This window comes from Streptomyces sp. NPDC058653, assembly GCF_042716895.1.
GTDB lineage: Bacteria > Actinomycetota > Actinomycetes > Streptomycetales > Streptomycetaceae > Streptomyces.
On sequence record NZ_JBHXRM010000028.1, the window covers coordinates 19515 to 35597 of the forward strand.

Genomic DNA, 16083 nt, shown 5'->3' on the forward strand with positions numbered 1-16083 from the left:
GCCGCGCGCTCCCCGGCCCGGGTCAGCGTGACGCCAGGTCCGGGGCGGTCGACTTGAGATAGGTCGCCACCCAGACCAGCGGGGCGTTCCAGTTGACGGTGTTCTCCTTCGAGCCCCAGGCGCTCGGCGCCGTGCCGGGCCCCGCGTACGACTTGGCGGCGGGGCGGCCCTTGGGGGTGACCGGATCGTTGATGAGGACGCTGTTCGGGCCGCCGGAGAGCCAGCCCTTGGGGTAGGGGGTCGCCGGGTACTGGCCCCATGCCAGCCGGTCGTGCAGATCGGTCTCCCGGTGGGCGCCGTAGCCCGTCACGTAGGAGATCCGCAGGGCGTTCGTGCCGAGCAGATAGTCCATGGCGCGGTGCATGGCCTTCAGATGGCGCCGGTCGTGGCCGATGTCGTACGCGGTGCCGAGCAGCATCATCCGGTTGACGATCGCGGAGTTGGAGCCCCACGGGTAGGGCTCGGCGCCGGGGAGCAGCGCCGGATACCCCTCGCCCCGCTGGGTCGTGACGAGCGTGTCGGCGACGGCGCGCAGGCCGGCGCGCATACGGGCCAGGTCGGCGGCGGGGAGGCCGTTCTCCACGGCGAGGAGCGAGAGCGTGCCGGCGGCGGCGACCCGGCCCCAGTCGACGGGGCCGATCTCCCCGTAGTGCGGGGAGCGGGTGAGCGCGTCGCGGTAGGTCCGGGCGGTGCGGTCGGCGCGCCGCTCGGCGGTGAGGTAGAGCTCGGCCGCCGCGGCGTAACGGTCGTCGCTGTTCTGGGTGTCGGGGTAGTCGCCGCCGCCCTCGGCGTCGGTGCCGTCGTTGGCCTCGGGGTAGTCGACGTCGGGCCGGGCCTCGGCGCGCCGCCACGCGTCCCGTGCGGACGCCCAGAGCCGGTCGGCCTTCCTGGCGTCGAACTTCCGCAGTACCCGGGCGAGTTGGGCGTTGGTACGGGCGACGGCGTAGGTGGCGTTGGTGGACGGCGGCATCGCGGAGCGGGGCATCGCGTTTTCGGCGGCGATGTCCTTGACCGGGAACGGGCTCCAGGTGTGGTTGTGCACCTTGTGGGAGGCCAGACCGGTGGCGGGGAGCATCCCGGCCATGAAGCGTGAGCCGTGGGCGACCTCGTCGAGGATGTCGGGTACGCCGTTGGCCCGCTCGGGGAGGGCCAGGCTTCCGTCGCCGTACGCCCGGTTGTCGCGCTCGTAGAGGTTCAGCAGGGTCCAGGCGGCGATGGCGTGGTTGACGGGGTAGACGCCGAAGTCGCCGGCGTCGGCCCAGGAACCGGAGACGTCGAGCCGCTGGTCCCTGCCGGTCCTCGGGTCCTTGCCGCACCAGTTCTTGTAGCAGGGAACGGAGTTGTCGCCGGTGTGCAGGGCGGCGTGCGCGTGGGCGGCGTGCTGGAGGTACTCGGCCCTGACCGGGGTGCCCATGCGGTGGAAGTAGAAGTACTGCATGGCCTCGCGGCCGAGGTCCGGGTAGAGCGGCCTGCGTGTGACGGTGAACGGCACGCTCGTACCGGCACCCGCGACGGTGAGCCGGCGGACCCCCTGGCCGGTCGCGCGGGAGAAGTCGGCCTGGTGGACATGGTCGCCGGACGCCTTGTCGGCGCCGACGACGCGGGTGGTCCCCGAGGCGACGGTGCGTCCCCTGTCGTCCTTGAGCCGCCACTTCAGGGGGGTGCGGGCCGCCGCGACCACGGTCGCGATCTTGTCGGCGCCGGTCGCGTAGCCGATCTGGTTGACCCGCACGGGGCCCGGGTCCGCCGCGCCCGCCGGGGCGCCGACGGCGGTCTGCCCGAGCACGGCGGGCATCGCGGCGGCGGCCAGCGCGAGCGAGAGCGAGGAGAACAGGGATGGACGCATGGGGTCGGCTCCTCCGCGGCACGCCTGGGGTCGGGTCGCGGAGAACGTAAGGGATGATTCTTCATCAGATCAGACCGACACTCCGACGGTGCGCGGCCTTCATACGAGTGCGCCACGCCGACGCCGGTTCGATCGTGGCGGGTTCGGTCGTGGCCGGTTCGGTCGTCGCGGGTTCGGTCGTTGCCGGTTCGGGGCGGCGGCGCCGAGGACGCGGACGACGGTGGACTCGGGCCCGGGGACGGCCCGCTCCGGCAGGTGGCCTCTCGCTCGTGGGCTGTTCGGAGTGGGGCGGCTCACTCGTAAGAGGCGCCGTGCCGGGGCGCTCCGTCCCTCCCGGTGCCCGCTGACCGACCATCCCTGGGATCTCTCCTGCCCCGCCGCCCCCGTGGCCGGCAGGCAGGCCTCCCGCGCGCTCGCGCCCACCTCACCTCACCAGGGGAACCATGAAGAGCCTGCCCACGCTTGCCCGTACGCTCCAGATCGCCGTCGCGGTCGCCGCCTCCATGGCGACGCTCGCCGCCGCACCCGCCGCCGCGGAACAGGACCGGCACGCCAAGGGCCACGGCGGAGGCCCGGTCTTCGTCCAGACCGACGACGTGCGGGGCAACAAAATCGTCGCCTACCACCGCGCCCCCGACGGCAAGCTCCACAAGCGGGCCGTCTACGCGACCGCCGGAAAGGGCGGGGTGCTCGGCGGCTCCGTCGTCGACCACCTCGCCTCGCAGGGCTCGCTGACCTACGACGCGCGGCACCGCCTCCTCTACGCGGTGAACGCGGGCAGCGACACCCTCACGGTCTTCGCGGTCGACGGGGAACGGCTCCACCGCAAGCAGGTCATCTCCTCCGGCGGCACCTTCCCCGTCAGCGTCACCGCGCACGGCGACCGCGTCTATGTCCTCAACGCCCGCAAGGGCGGCTCCATCCAGGGGTACCGGCTCACCGCGAAGGTGCTGGAGCGGGTCAAGGCCTGGAACCGCGCCCTGCGCCTCGACACCGGCACGGCGCCGGAGTTCACGCACACCCCCGGACAGGTCGCCTTCACGCCCGACGGATCGCGGCTCGTCGTCACCACCAAGATGGGCGGCAACAGCATCGAGGTCTTCGACCTCGACCGTACGGGAGCCCCGGCGGCCGAGCCCGTCGTCAGCAGCAAGCCCGGCTCCGTCCCCTTCGGGCTGACCTTCGACCGGCACGGCCGGCTCGTCGTCGCCGACACCGGCCCCAACGTGGTCCTGACCTTCCGTATCGAGAAGCGCGGCGACGCCACGCTCCTCGACGACACCCCGACCGGCCAGCAGGCCAGCTGCTGGATCGTCCGGGTGGGTGACCGCTTCTACGTCTCGAACGCGGGCAGCAACACGCTGTCCGGTTTCCGGCAGCACGGCGGGGCGCGCCTCGAACCGCTGGGCAACACCCCGACCGGCGTGGGCACCGTGGACGCGGCCGTCTCGCCCGACAAGCGGTACCTGTATGTCCAGACCGGCGGCGTGGGCGCGGTCGACGGCTTCCGCGTCAACGACGACGGCTCCCTCACCAAGATCAGCATCACCCCCGTACCGGACGCGGTCGGCGGCGAAGGCATCGTCGTCCTCTGAGCAGGCACCGGGACAGGCATGGGCGGCCGGGGGCCACAGCGGTGGCCCCCGCCGCCCGCGCGGAGCTCCGGACTCCCGGCGCCGGCCCTCAGGCGACGGAGCCGATACGGCCCGCCGGTGCCCGGTTCCGGTCGTGGTGGATCGGGGTGTGGGCGCCGGTCAGGGAGACCCCGGTGCCGCCGCGCCGGTTCGCGACGATCTCCGCCGCGATCGACAGCGCGGTCTCCTCGGGCGTGTGCGCGCCGAGGTCCAGCCCGATGGGGCTGCGCAGCCGCGCCAGTTCGAGCTCGGTGACACCGACGCCGCGCAGCCGCTCGTTGCGGTCGAGATGGGTGCGCCGGGAGCCCATGGCGCCGACGTAGGCGACGGGCAGCCGGAGGGCGAGTTCCAGCAGGGGGACGTCGAACTTGGCGTCGTGGGTCAGGACGCAGAGCACCGTACGGCCGTCGGTCTCCGTCGACCCCAGATAGCGGTGCGGCCAGTCCACGACGATCTCGTCCGCGTCCGGGAAGCGCGCGCGGGTGGCGAAGACGGGGCGGGCGTCGCAGACCGTGACGTGGTATCCGAGGAACTTCCCCACTCTGACCAGGGCGGACGCGAAGTCGATCGCCCCGAAGACGATCATGCGCGGGGCGGGCACGCTCGACTCGACGAGCAGCGTCAGGGGGCGCCCGCAGCGCGAGCCGTCCTCGCCGATCGTGACGGTGCCCGTGCGCCCGGCGTCCAGCAGGGCGCGGGCCTGGCCCGCGGCGGTGCGGTCCAGCTCCGGGTGGCCGCCCAGCGTCCCCTCGTACGCTCCCGAGGGCCGTACGAGCAGTGCCCGGCCGCCCATTCCCCGGGGCCCGTCGGTGACCCGTGCGACCGCCGCCGCCTCGCCCCGCGCCGCGGCGGAGAGCGCGGCCCGGAGCACCTGTCGGTCCGGAGAGTCGGCGCGGACCGGTGTGATGAGGATGTCGATGACGCCGCCGCAGGTCAGGCCCACGGAGAAGGCGTCCTCGTCGCTGTAGCCGAAGGTCTCCAGGACGCTCTCGCCGCTCTCCAGGGACTCCCGGCACAGCTCGTAGACCGCGCCCTCCACACATCCGCCGGAGACCGAGCCGATCGCCGTGCCCGCGCCGTCCACGGCGAGGGCGGCGCCGGGCTGCCGGGGCGCGCTGCCGCCGACGGCCACCACGGTGGCCACGGCGAAGTCACGTCCCTGCTCGACCCACCGGTTCAGTTCTTCGGCGATGTCCAGCATGTGGGCCTCCTCTGTTCTCAAGTATCGGATGTGCGGAGGTTCCCGGCGCGTCAGCCCACGCCGAGCCACCCCTCGATCGGGTGGAGGGCGAAGAAGACGAGGAAGATCACGGCCAGCCCCCACATGAAGGCGCGGATCTCCCGGACCTTGCCCTGGGCGGTCTTGATGGCGACGTAGGAGATGACTCCGGCGGCGACACCGGCGGTGATCTGGTAGGTGAACGGCATGATCACCACGGTCAGGAAGACCGGCACGGCGACGGCGCGGTCGTTCCAGTCCACATGCCTGGCGTTCTGCATCATCATCGCGCCGATGACCACCAGCGCCGCCGCCGCGACCTCGCCGGGGACGACCTGGGTGATCGGGCTGAAGAAGAGGCACGCGGCGAAGAAGAGGCCGGTGACGACGGAGGCGAAGCCCGTACGGGCGCCCTCGCCGACACCGGTCGCGGACTCCACGAACACGGTCTGGCCCGAGCCGCCGGCGGCGCCGCCGATCACACCGCCCGCGCCGTCGATGAACAGCGCCTTCGACAGGCCCGGCATCCGGCCCTTCCCGTCGGCGAGTCCGGCCTCGGTCCCCACGCCGATGATGGTGGCCATCGCGTCGAAGAAGCCGGCGAGGACGAGCGTGAAGACGATCATGCCGACGGTCATGGCGCCGACCTCGCCCCAGCCGCCGAACTCGATGTCGCCGAAGAGCGAGAAGTCCGGCATGGAGACGGCGCTCCCGGTCAGCTCGGGCGGTCCGCTCGTCCAGGCCCTGGCGGCGATGACACCGGCGGCGTTCAGTACGGCGGCCACGACCGTGCCGACGACGATGCCGATCAGGATCGCGCCGGGCACCTCGCGGGCCTGGAGCATGAAGATCAGCAGGAGGGTGACCGCGAAGATCAGGACGGGCCAGCCGGCCAGCTCGCCGGCCGGGCCCAGGGTGACGGGTCCGCCGCCCCGCGAGGCGTGCACGAAGCCCGCCTTGACCAGGCCGATCAGCGCGACGAAGGTGCCGATGCCCATCGTGATCGCGTGTTTGAGGGCGAGCGGGATGGCGTTCATGATCATCTCGCGCAGGCCGGTGACGACCAGCAGCATGATCACGGCCCCGTACATCACGCACATGCCCATGGCCTGCGGCCAGGTCATGGTGGGCGCGACCTGGGTGGAGATCACGCCGGAGACGGAGAGCCCGGCGGCGAGGGCCAGCGGCACCTTGCCGACGAAGCCCATCAGCAGCGTGGTGACGGCCGCGGCGAGGGCGGTGGCGGTGATCAGCGCGGGCTGGCCGAGCACGTGGCCCGCGACGTCCTTGCCGCCCAGGACGAGCGGGTTGAGCAGCAGGATGTACGCCATGGCCATGAAGGTCGTGACTCCGCCGCGCACTTCGCGCGCGACGGTCGATCCCCGCTGGGATATATGGAAATACCGGTCGAGCCGGGACCTTCCGGCCGGGGGACGCGAGTCTGGGCCGGCGTCCTCGGCGGTGGTCCCGGGGTGTACGGACTGCTGGGTCATGGTGCCTACTCCCAAGGTTCACAGGGGCACCCGCGTGGAGACTTCAGATGCGGGATTTGGGATGGTGCGTCGGCTGCACGACCCGGGGGACGGCCCGAGACGAACTGGGTTCTCTCAACTGGGTGTCGCTCTGAGGCGGGGCGCCGGTCGGGCGCCGGTCGGGCGCCCGCCGGACGGCGATCGGACGACGATCGGACGCCGGCCGGACGCCGGTCAGGTGCCGGTCAGGTGTTCCGGCCGTACCGGAGTCCTGTTCAGCTCCAGCCCCGTCGCGTCGCGGATCGCCGCGAGCACGGCGGGGGTCGACGACAGGGTCGGTGCCTCGCCGACCCCACGCAGCCCGTACGGCGCGTGCTCGTCGGCCAGTTCGAGCACGTCGACGGGGATGGTCGGCGTGTCGAGGATGGTGGGGATCAGATAGTCCGTGAAGGACGGGTTGCGCACCTTCGCGGTCTTCGGGTCGACGATGATCTCCTCCATGACGGCCACGCCCAGGCCCTGGGTGGTACCACCCTGGATCTGGCCGAGGACCGACAGCGGGTTGAGCGCCTTGCCGACGTCCTGTGCGACGGCCAGCTCGACCACCTTGACCAGGCCCAGCTCCGTGTCCACCTCGACCACCGCGCGGTGCGCGGCGAACGAGTACTGGACATGGCCGTCGCCCTGCCCCGTACGCAGGTCGAAGGCCTGGGTGGGCCGGTGGCGCCATTCGAGTTCGATGTCGACCGACTCGCCCTCCAGGACGTCCACCAGATCGGCCAGGACCTCGCCGCCGTCGGTGACGACCTTGCCGCTTTCGAGGAGCAGCTCGGCCGTGGCCCAGGCGGGGTGGTACGTGCCGAACCTGGCGCGGCCGATCTCCAGGACCTGCTCGCGCACGTGCTCGCAGGTGTTCTTGACCGCGCCGCCGGTGACGTACGTCTGACGGGACGCGCTGGTCGAACCGGCCGACCCCACGCGGGTGTCGGCGGGCTGGATCGTCACCTGCGCGACGCCCAGTTCGGTGCGGGCGATCTGCGCGTGGACCGTGACGCCGCCCTGGCCGACCTCCGCCATGGCGGTGTGGACGGTGACGACGGGCTCGCCGTTGATGACCTCCATCCGCACACGGGCGGTGGAGTAGTCGTCGAAGCCCTCGGAGAAACCGACGTTCTTGATGCCGACCGCGTAGCCCACACCCCGTACGACGCCCTCGCCGTGCGTGGTGTTGGAGAGACCGCCGGGCAGCGCCCGTACGTCGGCCGCCTCGCCCGCCGTCAGCCACTGCCGCTCGGGCGGCATCGGACGCGCCTTGACGCGGCGCAGCAACTCCGCGACCGGCGCGGGCGAGTCGACGCGCTGGCCGGTGGGCAGGAGCGAGCCCTGCTCCATGGCGTTGAGCCGGCGGAACTCCACCGGGTCCATGGAGAGCCTGGCGGCGAGCTTGTCCATCTGCGCCTCGTAGGCGAAGCACGCCTGTACGGCTCCGAAGCCGCGCATCGCGCCGCAGGGCGGGTTGTTGGTGTAGAGCGCCAGCGCCTCGATGTCCACGTCGTCGACGACGTAGGGGCCGACGGAGAGGGACGAGGCGTTGCCGACGACGGCCGGGGAGGCGGAGGCGTAGGCGCCGCCGTCCAGCACGATGCGGCACCTCATGTGCGTGAGCCTGCCGTCCTTGGTGGCCCCGTGCTCGTACCAGAGCTTCGCAGGGTGGCGGTGCACATGGCCGAAGAAGGACTCGAAGCGGTTGTAGACGATCTTGACGGGTCTGCCGGTGCGCAGGGCCAGCAGACAGGCGTGGATCTGCATCGAGAGGTCCTCACGCCCGCCGAAGGCGCCGCCGACGCCGGAGAGCGTCATACGGACCTTCTCCTCGGGCAGACCGAGGACGGGCGCGATCTGGCGCAGGTCCGAGTGCAGCCACTGGGTGGCGACGTACAGATCGACGCCGCCGTCCTCGCCCGGCACGGCGAGCCCGGACTCGGGGCCGAGGAACGCCTGGTCCTGCATGCCGAAGACGTACTCGCCGGAGACGATCACGTCGGCGCGCCGGGCCGCCGCGTCGGCGTCGCCGCGCACGATGGGCTGGCGGTGCACGATGTTCGGGTGCGGCACATGGCCCGCGTGGTGGTCGTCGCGGTTCTCGTGGATCAGGGGCGCGCCCTCGGCCGTGGCGGACGCCTCGTCGGTGACGACCGGCAGATCGGCGTAGTCGATACGGATCTTGGCGGCGGCGCGGCGCGCGGTCTCGGGGTGGTCGGCGGCGACGATCGCGACGGGCTCGCCGTGGTGGCGGACCTTGCCGTGGGCGAGGACGGGGGTGTCCTGGAACTCCAGGCCGTAGCGCTTCACCTCGGTGGGCAGGTCGTCGTAGGTGAGGACCGCGTGGACGCCGGGGGTGGCCAGCGCCTCGGCGGTGTCGATCGAGCGGATCTCGGCGTGCGCGACGGTGCTGCGCAGGGTGTGGCCCCAGAGCATGTCCTCGTGCCACATGTCCGAGGAGTACGCGAACTCGCCGGTGACCTTGAGGGTGCCGTCGGGGCGGAGCGTGGACTCGCCGATGCCGCCCCTGGTCCGGGAGCCCTGCGTGACGTTCGTGGGGGTGCCGGCCGGGACGGTCGCGGCGCGGGGTTCGTTCGCCATGGTCAGACCGCGCTTTCCTGGGATCCGGTGGGTCCCTGGCGGGCCGCCGCGAGGCGGACCGCGTCCAGGATCTTCTCGTAGCCGGTACAACGGCAGAGGTTGCCGGAGAGCGCCTCGCGGATGTCGGCGTCGGACGGCGAGGGGTTGCGCTCCAGCATCTCGTCGGCGGCGATCAGCAGTCCGGGGGTGCAGAAGCCGCACTGGACGGCGCCCGCGTCGATGAACGCCTCCTGGACGGGGGAGAGTTCCTGGCCCTCGCCGGTAAGGGAGTCCGTTCCCGCGGCGCCCTTGGCCTGCCACTGCCGGGCCTGCTGGAGGCTCGTACCGCAGCCGCCTCCGGAGGCGCAGCCGCCGCCCGGGTGCGCGTCGGCGCGGTGTTCGGAGTAGTCGGCCAGGCCCTCGACGGTGACGACGTCGCGGCCTTCGACCTGGCCGGCGGCGACGAGGCACGCGCAGACCGGCACACCGTCGAGGCGGACCGTGCAGGAGCCGCATTCGCCCTGTTCGCAGGCGTTCTTCGAGCCGGGCAGGCCCATGCGCTCCCGCAGGACGTAGAGCAGCGACTCGCCCTCCCAGACGTCGTCGGCCTCGTGCGGACGGCCGTTGACGGTGAAGTTCACACGCATCGTTTACGCAGCTCCTCTCAGCGTGGTGCCGGTGGCCCGGTACTGCTCCCAGGTCCAGCCGAGCGTGCGGCGGGCCATGATCCCCACCGCGTGACGGCGGTACTTCGCGGTGCCGCGCACATCGTCGATCGGGTTACAGGCCCCGGACGCGAGGTCGGCGAACTGCTTGACGACCGAGGGGGTGATGACCTTGCCGTTGTCCCAGAAACCGCCCTCCTCCAGCGCCGCGTCGAGGAACTCCTCGGCGGCGCGGGCCCGCACCGGGGTCGGGGCGGCGGAACCGATGCCGGTTCTCACGGTGCGGGTGTCGGGGTGCAGGGCGATGCCGAACGCGCAGACCGCGATGACCATCGCGTTGCGTGTGCCGACCTTGGAGAACTGCTGCGGTCCCGACGCCTTCTTGATGAGGACGGCCCTGATCAGCTCGTCCGGGGCCAGGGCGTTGCGCTTGACGCCCGTGAAGAACTCGTCGACGGGGATGCGGCGTACGCCCCGTACCGACTCCACCTCCACCTCGGCGCCCGCCGAGAGGAGCGCGGGGTGCGCGTCCCCGGCGGGCGAGGCCGCGCCGAGGTTGCCGCCGACGGAGCCCCGGTTACGGATCTGGGGGGAGCCGACGGTGTGCGAGGCGAGCGCGAGTCCGGGCAGCTCGGTCCGCAGGTGTTCCATGATCCGGGTGTACGGGACGGCGGCGCCCAGCCGGACGTGCTCCTCCCCGACCGCCCATTCGCGCAGTTCGCCGATGCGGCCGAGGTCCATCAGATACTCGGGCCGCCGGTGGTCGAAGTTGATCTCGACCATGACGTCGGTGCCACCCGCGATCGGGACCGCGGCGGGGTGCTCGGCCTTGGCGGCGAGCGCCTCCTCCCAGCCGGCGGGGCGAAGGAAGTCCATAGCGGCTCTCTTCATTCGTGATCGGTCGTTGATCGGTCGTTCACCGGTGCCCGGGGACGGCGGGAGTCCCGACCGCTGGTCTGCGCGACGGTCGCGTGCCCGGCTCGTCCGGTTGTCTCACGCGGATATTCACTAGCTGTTAACGCTGTGTGGCCCAAGTACACCGGCCGTGCCCCGTCCGGTGCAGTCACCGAAACCATGAAGGTGTTGCCTGGGCGGCTTCCGGGTCTTGTAGATTCGAACAAAAGGCACCGCGGCGAACGCCCGTGGAACGCCGCACACCCCTGCCCACCCTGCCCACCGGGGACGACGAGACAGATCGGCGGCGACGAGATGCGGCTGCGCGCACTGCTGGAGACCGACGCGCTGGGCCTGCGGCTGCTCGGCGGCCGGGACGAGCTCGACCGGACGGTACGCGGGGTGATGACCACCGATCTGCGCGACCCGAGCCGCTATCTGTCGGGCGGTGAGCTGGTCCTGACCGGCCTGGCCTGGCGGCGTACGCCCGAGGACTCCGAGCCTTTCGTACGGCTCCTGGCCGGCGCCGGGGTCGCGGGGCTGGCGGCGGGTGAGGCCGAGCTGGGCGCGATCCCGGACGATCTGGTGGGGGCGTGCCGGCGGCACCGGCTGCCGCTCTTCGCGGTGAACGAGTCCGTCGCGTTCGCGACGATCACCGAGCATGTGGTGCGGCAGGTCTCCGGTGAGCGCGCCGGGGACCTGGCCGCGGTCGTCGACCGGCACCGCAGGCTGATGACATCGGGCCCGACCGGCGGGGGGCCGGAGGTCGTGCTGGATCTCCTCGGGACCGACCTGGATCTGCGGGCCTGGGTGCTCTCCCCCACCGGGCGCCGGATCGCGGGCGCGAGCGGGCCGCTGTCCGCGGCGGCGGGCGCGGCGCTGGCGGCGGAGCATCTGGCGGCGACCCGCGCGGGGCGGCGGGCGCCGCACCGGGTGGCCGTGGGCGGGACGACGTATTCGCTGTTCCCGGTACGCGGTCCGGGCCGTGGCGCGGCGGCGGGCGGTGCGGACGCGGACGTGCGCGAGAGTGTCCTGTCGGACTGGCTGCTGGCCGTGGAGGCGGACGCCGGGGAGTGGGCCGCGCCCCGGCTGGATCTGCTCCAGGGGGTCACCCAGCTAATCGCGGTCGAGCGGGACCGGCGGGACGCGGCGCGTACGGTACGGCGCAGGCTGGCCCAGGAGATCCTGGAACTCGTCCAGTCGGCCGCCCCGCCCGCCGAGATCGCCGCCCGGCTGAGAGTCGCGGCGCCGGTGCTGATGCCCGGCCAGGGCGCGGCCCCGCACTGGCAGATCGTGGTGGCGCGCGTCGACTGGCAGGACGGGAACGGCACGGCAGGCACGGTCGGCGGGGACGGTACGGACGGCGCAGGCGGTACGGACGGCTCTGAGGGGGCGGGCGGGGAGGGGACGGTCGCCCGGTCGGTGCTGGAGGAGATCCTGGTCGATCCGGCGTCGGCGGGCTTGGAGTCGGGCGACCGGATCGCGGTGGCGCACACGGGCGGCGAGGCGATCGCGCTGCTGCCGATGCCGGTGCCCGTAGCCTCCTCCGACGAGGGTGAGGGCGCGGAGGCGACGCCGACGGACGGCGGCCTCCAGGCGGACGTACTGCTGGGGGCCGTACGGGAGCCGCTGACCGCCGGTCTCGGCGACGACGGACGGCTGACGCTGGGCGTCAGCGCGGCCGTGCACTCGGCGGACGGGCTGCGGGGCGCGCTGGAGGAGGCTCGGCACGCGCGGCGGGTGGCGGCGGCCCGGCCCGGGCGGGTGTGCGCCGCCGGGCACCACGAACTGGCCTCGCACGTACTGCTGCTGCCGTTCGTCCCTGACGACGTACGGCGCGCGTTCACCGCGCGGCTGCTCGACCCGCTGCGGGACTACGACCGCCGCCACCGCGCCGAACTGGTCCCGACCCTTGAGGCGTTCCTCGGCTGCGACGGTTCCTGGACCCGGTGCGCCGCCCGGCTGCATCTGCACGTGAACACGCTGCGGTACCGGGTGGGGCGCATCGAGCAGCTCACGGGCCGTGATCTGTCCCGGCTGGAGGACAAGCTCGACTTCTTCCTGGCGCTCCGGATGAGCTGACGGGCCGGATGGGCCGACGGGCCGCGCGACGGCCGGCGCGCGAACGGCGAGTCGTGCCGCGGTCCCCGTCACCGCGTGCCACGTTGACCGCCGTCACCCGGGCCGGTCACGCCGAGATCCAACTCGTTGACGCGGACCGGCCCCTGGGCGTCGTCACGATGAACTCCGGGCAACCGGACGGCGGAAGCCCCTCCCTGGTCAGCCGGGGTGCGCGCCCCGGCGGTGACCCTTTCGGAGGGCGCGCGTCCGCCCTCTGACGGGGCATCGAACGGGCCCTTGTCGACCCCTTGTTGACCAAGGCATTGTGAATTTTTTCACCTGGCCTATTGGCCCGGCGTGCCGATCCGTGCTGAGATGCGGGAGAACTCAACAGCACAATGGCGCGCTCGGGGAGGGCAATGTGGCGGATACCGCCATGTCTGGTTCCGGATCCATCACCGGTGACGACCCACTCCAGACCGCGGTATGGCGGTTGCGCTCGCGCGGCTGCTGGACCGACGCGGCCGCCCTGCTCGCGCCCCATCCCGGAGCCGCGCCGTCCCTCCAGCGGGCGTCGCTGCTGGTGGAGCGGTGTCTGTTCACGGGTGAGGGCTGGCCGGAGGCCGAGGACGCGCTCCGGCTCGCGGAGGCCACCGCGCGTGAGGACGACGAACGGGGCGGCGCCGCCAGCGAGCGCGGCCACCTCGCCTACGCCGCCACCATCCTCGGCGTACGGGACCGCGCCGACGAAGCACGGGCCGCGCTCGGCAGAGCCGCCGCGCTGCTGGCGCCGACGGCCCTCGCCCGGCCGCTGCTCGACTTCCGCCGGGGCCTGATCGCCGAACACCTCTCGGACTCCCCGCAATCAGCCCTCGCCGCCTACCGCCGCGCCCACGCGGGCGCCACAGCACACGGACAGACACTGCTGCTCTCCTTCACCTGGCGCCACCTGGCCGGACTCGCCCTGCGCGAGGGCGAGTTGGCGGAGGCGCGGCACGGCTTCGGCGAGTCGCTGCGGATCCGTGAGGAGCTGGGCTATCTGGTCGGTACGGCTCCGGCGCTCGCCGCGCTGGCCGACGCCGAGCCGGAGCCCGAGGCGACGCGCCTTCGGGCCGAGGCGGGGCGGCTGTTCCGGCTGCTGGACGGTGTCCCGACCTGGCTGGCGGCGCAGCTCGCGCCAACCCCGGCGGCCTGAGCGGGGAAACCCTGAGCACGGAAACCCTCGGCACCGCCCGAGCACGGAAACCCTGAGCACCGGGGGCCGGAGCCCCCGGCTCATCGCGGGGTGATCGAACCCGACGTCGACGCGTGGGGGCCGCCGGCCCCCACGCCCGTCCGGTCCTTCTCGCCCGGCTCCGGGCTCCTGGGCGCCTGCGGGCCCGCCCTGCGCAGCAGCCGCTCCAGCGGGTGCTCCACCCACTGGTACGCCATCCCCGCGAGGGCCAGGCTGATCACGATCGCCAGCAGCCAGAAGCCGGCGGTGGTGGCCAGGGTCTCCGTACGCCCGTAGCGGGCGAGCAGGGAGCGGATGACGATCTCGTGGACCAGGTACCAGGCGAAGGACCAGTGCCCCAGCCGTACCGCCCACGCACCGCCCAGCCCCGTACGGCGGCCCCTCAGGTCCGCCTGGGCCGCCGCGCACACCAGCAGGGCGAAGATCGGCGCGGAGAGCAACTGGGAGGCGCTGTAGGGGCTGTACCAGAGGCTGTCGGGGACGGCGTCGTGCCACGGGACCAGCGCCAGATGCCAGAGCACGACCAGACCGATCGCGGTCGGCAGTCCGACGGGTGAGCCGCGGCCCCGCTTGACGGCCAGTCCGGCGGCCACACCGATCACGAACTGGAGCATGCGCGTGGGCGGGAAGTAGTCGAGCAGCCACACACGCGTGGCGCCGGTCCCGATCAGCGCGCCGACCAGCCAGAGCCCCACCAGCGCGACGCTCATCGTCACCATGACCCAGAACCGCCCCCGGCGGGACCTCAGCAGCGGCAGCGTCATCAGCAGCGGGAAGATCAGATAGAACCAGGCCTCGTCGCTGAGCGACCAGGCCGCCGGGTTCGCGCCCTTCTGGACGACGGTGTCGGGCGACCAGGCGTGCACCATCAGCAGCGTCGCGAGCACGGCCTTGGTGGAGACCTCTTTGCCGATCGCGATCCAGACGGCGACGGACGCCGCCGACGTCACCGCGAGCAGGGGCCAGATACGGGCGAACCGCCGCCACAGGAAGACCTTCGCGGGCACCCGCTGACCGTCGTAGGTCCAGGCGAGGACGAAGCCGGACAGGACGAAGAAGAAGGTGACGCCGCTGCGCCCGTACCAGGCGGCCTGGCTGACGCCGGGGATCTCGCCGACCTGCCGGGACAGGTGGTAGAGCACCACGATCAACGCGGCCCAGAACCGCAGTCCGGTCAGGGACGGCAGCCGGTCCCGGCCGGACAGACCCGACCGGTCGGCGGGGGTGGCTGGCTGACGAGCACTGCTGGCGCGCATGACGTCCCGTGGTGTGGGTGATGGCCGGAAGATGAAGACTGGGTGACGCTACCCGTACACGCGCGCGACACCAAAGCCGGGCCGCGCGTCGCGCACCGGCCCGGCCGACCGGTGGTGGTGGGCGAAAACGGGCTCCCTATGGGCGAAGAGGGGCCCCCGGTCAGCCCGCGCCGCCCGTGAAGTGCTCCCGTACGAGCGTGCGCACGAGCGGCAGGTCCCGCGCCGTCAGCGCGTCCAGCAGCGCGGAGTGCTCGGCGGCGTCCGCGACGAGCGCGTCCCTGATCGTCCTCGGCGCGCCGGCGAGCGGCCACTGGGCGCGGCGGTGCAGTTCGTCGGCGACCGTGACCAGCTGCCGGTTGCCGGAGAGACCGAGCAGGGCGCCGTGGAAGGCGCGGTCGTGCTCCGCGTAGGCGGCGAGGTCGCCGGAGGCCGCCGCCGCGACGGTCGCGTCGGCCAGCGGGCGCAGTTCCTCCCAGCGCTCGGCGGCGACGGTACGGGCCAGCCCCAGCACGACGGGGACCTCGATCATCGCGCGTACCTCGGCGAGCTCGGCGAGATCACGGGCGGTGCGTTCGGCGACGCGGAAGCCGCGGTTGGGCACCACCTCGACGGCGCCTTCGAGCACGAGCCGCTGCATGGCCTCGCGCACGGGCGTCGCGGAGACCCCGAAGCGCTCGCCGAGGGCGGGCCCCGAGTAGACCTGGCCGGGGACCAGCTCGCCGCTGACGAGTGCGGCACGGAGCGCGTCGAGGATCTGGCCGCGTACGGAGTGACGCCGCACCGCCCGGCGCACGCCGGGCTCGGCCGAGGGAGCTGGGACGGAGGGCGCGGGGGCGGCGGCCGGGGGCTCGGGGACGACGGGGGCGCCCGCGCCGGCGGGCGCGGACCGTCGGCGGTCGGCGGGTCCGGTCCGGGACGCGTCCCGCGTGCGCTCGCCGCGCGCCTGCCCGGGAACCCTCGGGAGGCCGCCGACCTGCGTCCCGCCCGGCGACGAGGCCGGCTCCCGGGAGGCGGAGGGCGTGTTCTCGTCGTCGCGCGCTCTGCTCTGCTCCATGGCGCCTCCTCCTCCCTTCGTCAGGCTCTGCCGGCTATTCCGCCGGGTCGTCGGACGCGTTCCGGTGGCCCGGCGGACTTCCCCCGTACCGCGCGACCCGGTCCTCGTCCGGCCCGGCTCGCACAT

Annotated in this window: 11 protein-coding genes; 3 read left to right on the forward strand and 8 right to left on the reverse strand. The window is 73.0% G+C overall.

Annotated elements, in window-relative coordinates; translation table 11 throughout:
* Positions 1–22 precede the first annotated feature (22 nt).
* Positions 23–1846 carry a glycoside hydrolase family 9 protein gene (locus ACFWU9_RS23070; protein WP_384321293.1) on the reverse strand — a complete coding sequence of 608 codons (1824 nt, stop codon included), beginning with the start codon at positions 1844–1846 and terminating at the stop codon, positions 23–25.
* A 443-nt stretch (positions 1847–2289) separates the two neighbouring features.
* Here ACFWU9_RS23070 and ACFWU9_RS23075 point away from each other — a divergent pair, with 443 nt between their 5' ends.
* Positions 2290–3441, forward strand: coding sequence for a lactonase family protein (locus ACFWU9_RS23075; RefSeq protein ID WP_384321295.1), 1152 nt, complete (start codon positions 2290–2292; stop codon positions 3439–3441).
* A gap of 88 nt (positions 3442–3529) precedes the next feature.
* Here ACFWU9_RS23075 and ACFWU9_RS23080 read toward each other — a convergent pair whose 3' ends face one another.
* The 5 genes from ACFWU9_RS23080 to ACFWU9_RS23100 all read right to left on the reverse strand — a co-directional run bounded on the left by ACFWU9_RS23080 (position 3530) and on the right by ACFWU9_RS23100 (position 10334).
* The gene (locus tag ACFWU9_RS23080) at positions 3530–4681 is read right to left on the reverse strand and encodes an XdhC family protein (protein WP_384321297.1); all 1152 of its coding nucleotides are present in this window, start codon (positions 4679–4681) and stop codon (positions 3530–3532) included.
* Positions 4682–4731: 50 nt separating this feature from the next.
* Complete coding sequence (locus ACFWU9_RS23085) at positions 4732–6192, reverse strand: NCS2 family permease (RefSeq protein ID WP_384321299.1); 1461 nt, start codon at positions 6190–6192, stop codon at positions 4732–4734.
* A 213-nt stretch (positions 6193–6405) separates the two neighbouring features.
* Positions 6406–8814: a xanthine dehydrogenase family protein molybdopterin-binding subunit gene (locus tag ACFWU9_RS23090; protein ID WP_384321301.1), complete on the reverse strand. Its 2409-nt coding sequence runs from the start codon at positions 8812–8814 to the stop codon at positions 6406–6408.
* Between the two features lie 2 nt (positions 8815–8816).
* Entirely contained in the window at positions 8817–9440 is a 624-nt protein-coding gene (locus ACFWU9_RS23095) for a (2Fe-2S)-binding protein (protein WP_384321303.1), read from the reverse strand.
* Positions 9441–9443: 3 nt separating this feature from the next.
* The gene (locus ACFWU9_RS23100) at positions 9444–10334 is read right to left on the reverse strand and encodes an FAD binding domain-containing protein (RefSeq protein WP_384321305.1); all 891 of its coding nucleotides are present in this window, start codon (positions 10332–10334) and stop codon (positions 9444–9446) included.
* A 333-nt stretch (positions 10335–10667) separates the two neighbouring features.
* Here ACFWU9_RS23100 and ACFWU9_RS23105 point away from each other — a divergent pair, with 333 nt between their 5' ends.
* Positions 10668–12434 (forward strand): PucR family transcriptional regulator, encoded by a 1767-nt coding sequence (locus tag ACFWU9_RS23105; RefSeq protein ID WP_384321307.1) that lies wholly within the window; start codon positions 10668–10670, stop codon positions 12432–12434.
* 415 nt (positions 12435–12849) lie between these two features.
* Positions 12850–13608: a hypothetical protein gene (locus tag ACFWU9_RS23110; protein ID WP_384321309.1), complete on the forward strand. Its 759-nt coding sequence runs from the start codon at positions 12850–12852 to the stop codon at positions 13606–13608.
* An 80-nt stretch (positions 13609–13688) separates the two neighbouring features.
* Here the strand turns inward: ACFWU9_RS23110 and ACFWU9_RS23115 are convergent, their stop codons facing one another.
* Both ACFWU9_RS23115 and ACFWU9_RS23120 read right to left on the reverse strand, forming a co-directional pair.
* Positions 13689–14903, reverse strand: coding sequence for an acyltransferase family protein (locus ACFWU9_RS23115; protein ID WP_384321311.1), 1215 nt, complete (start codon positions 14901–14903; stop codon positions 13689–13691).
* Positions 14904–15063: 160 nt separating this feature from the next.
* Entirely contained in the window at positions 15064–15957 is an 894-nt protein-coding gene (locus ACFWU9_RS23120) for a GntR family transcriptional regulator (protein WP_384321313.1), read from the reverse strand.
* Between the last annotated feature and the right edge of the window lie 126 nt (positions 15958–16083).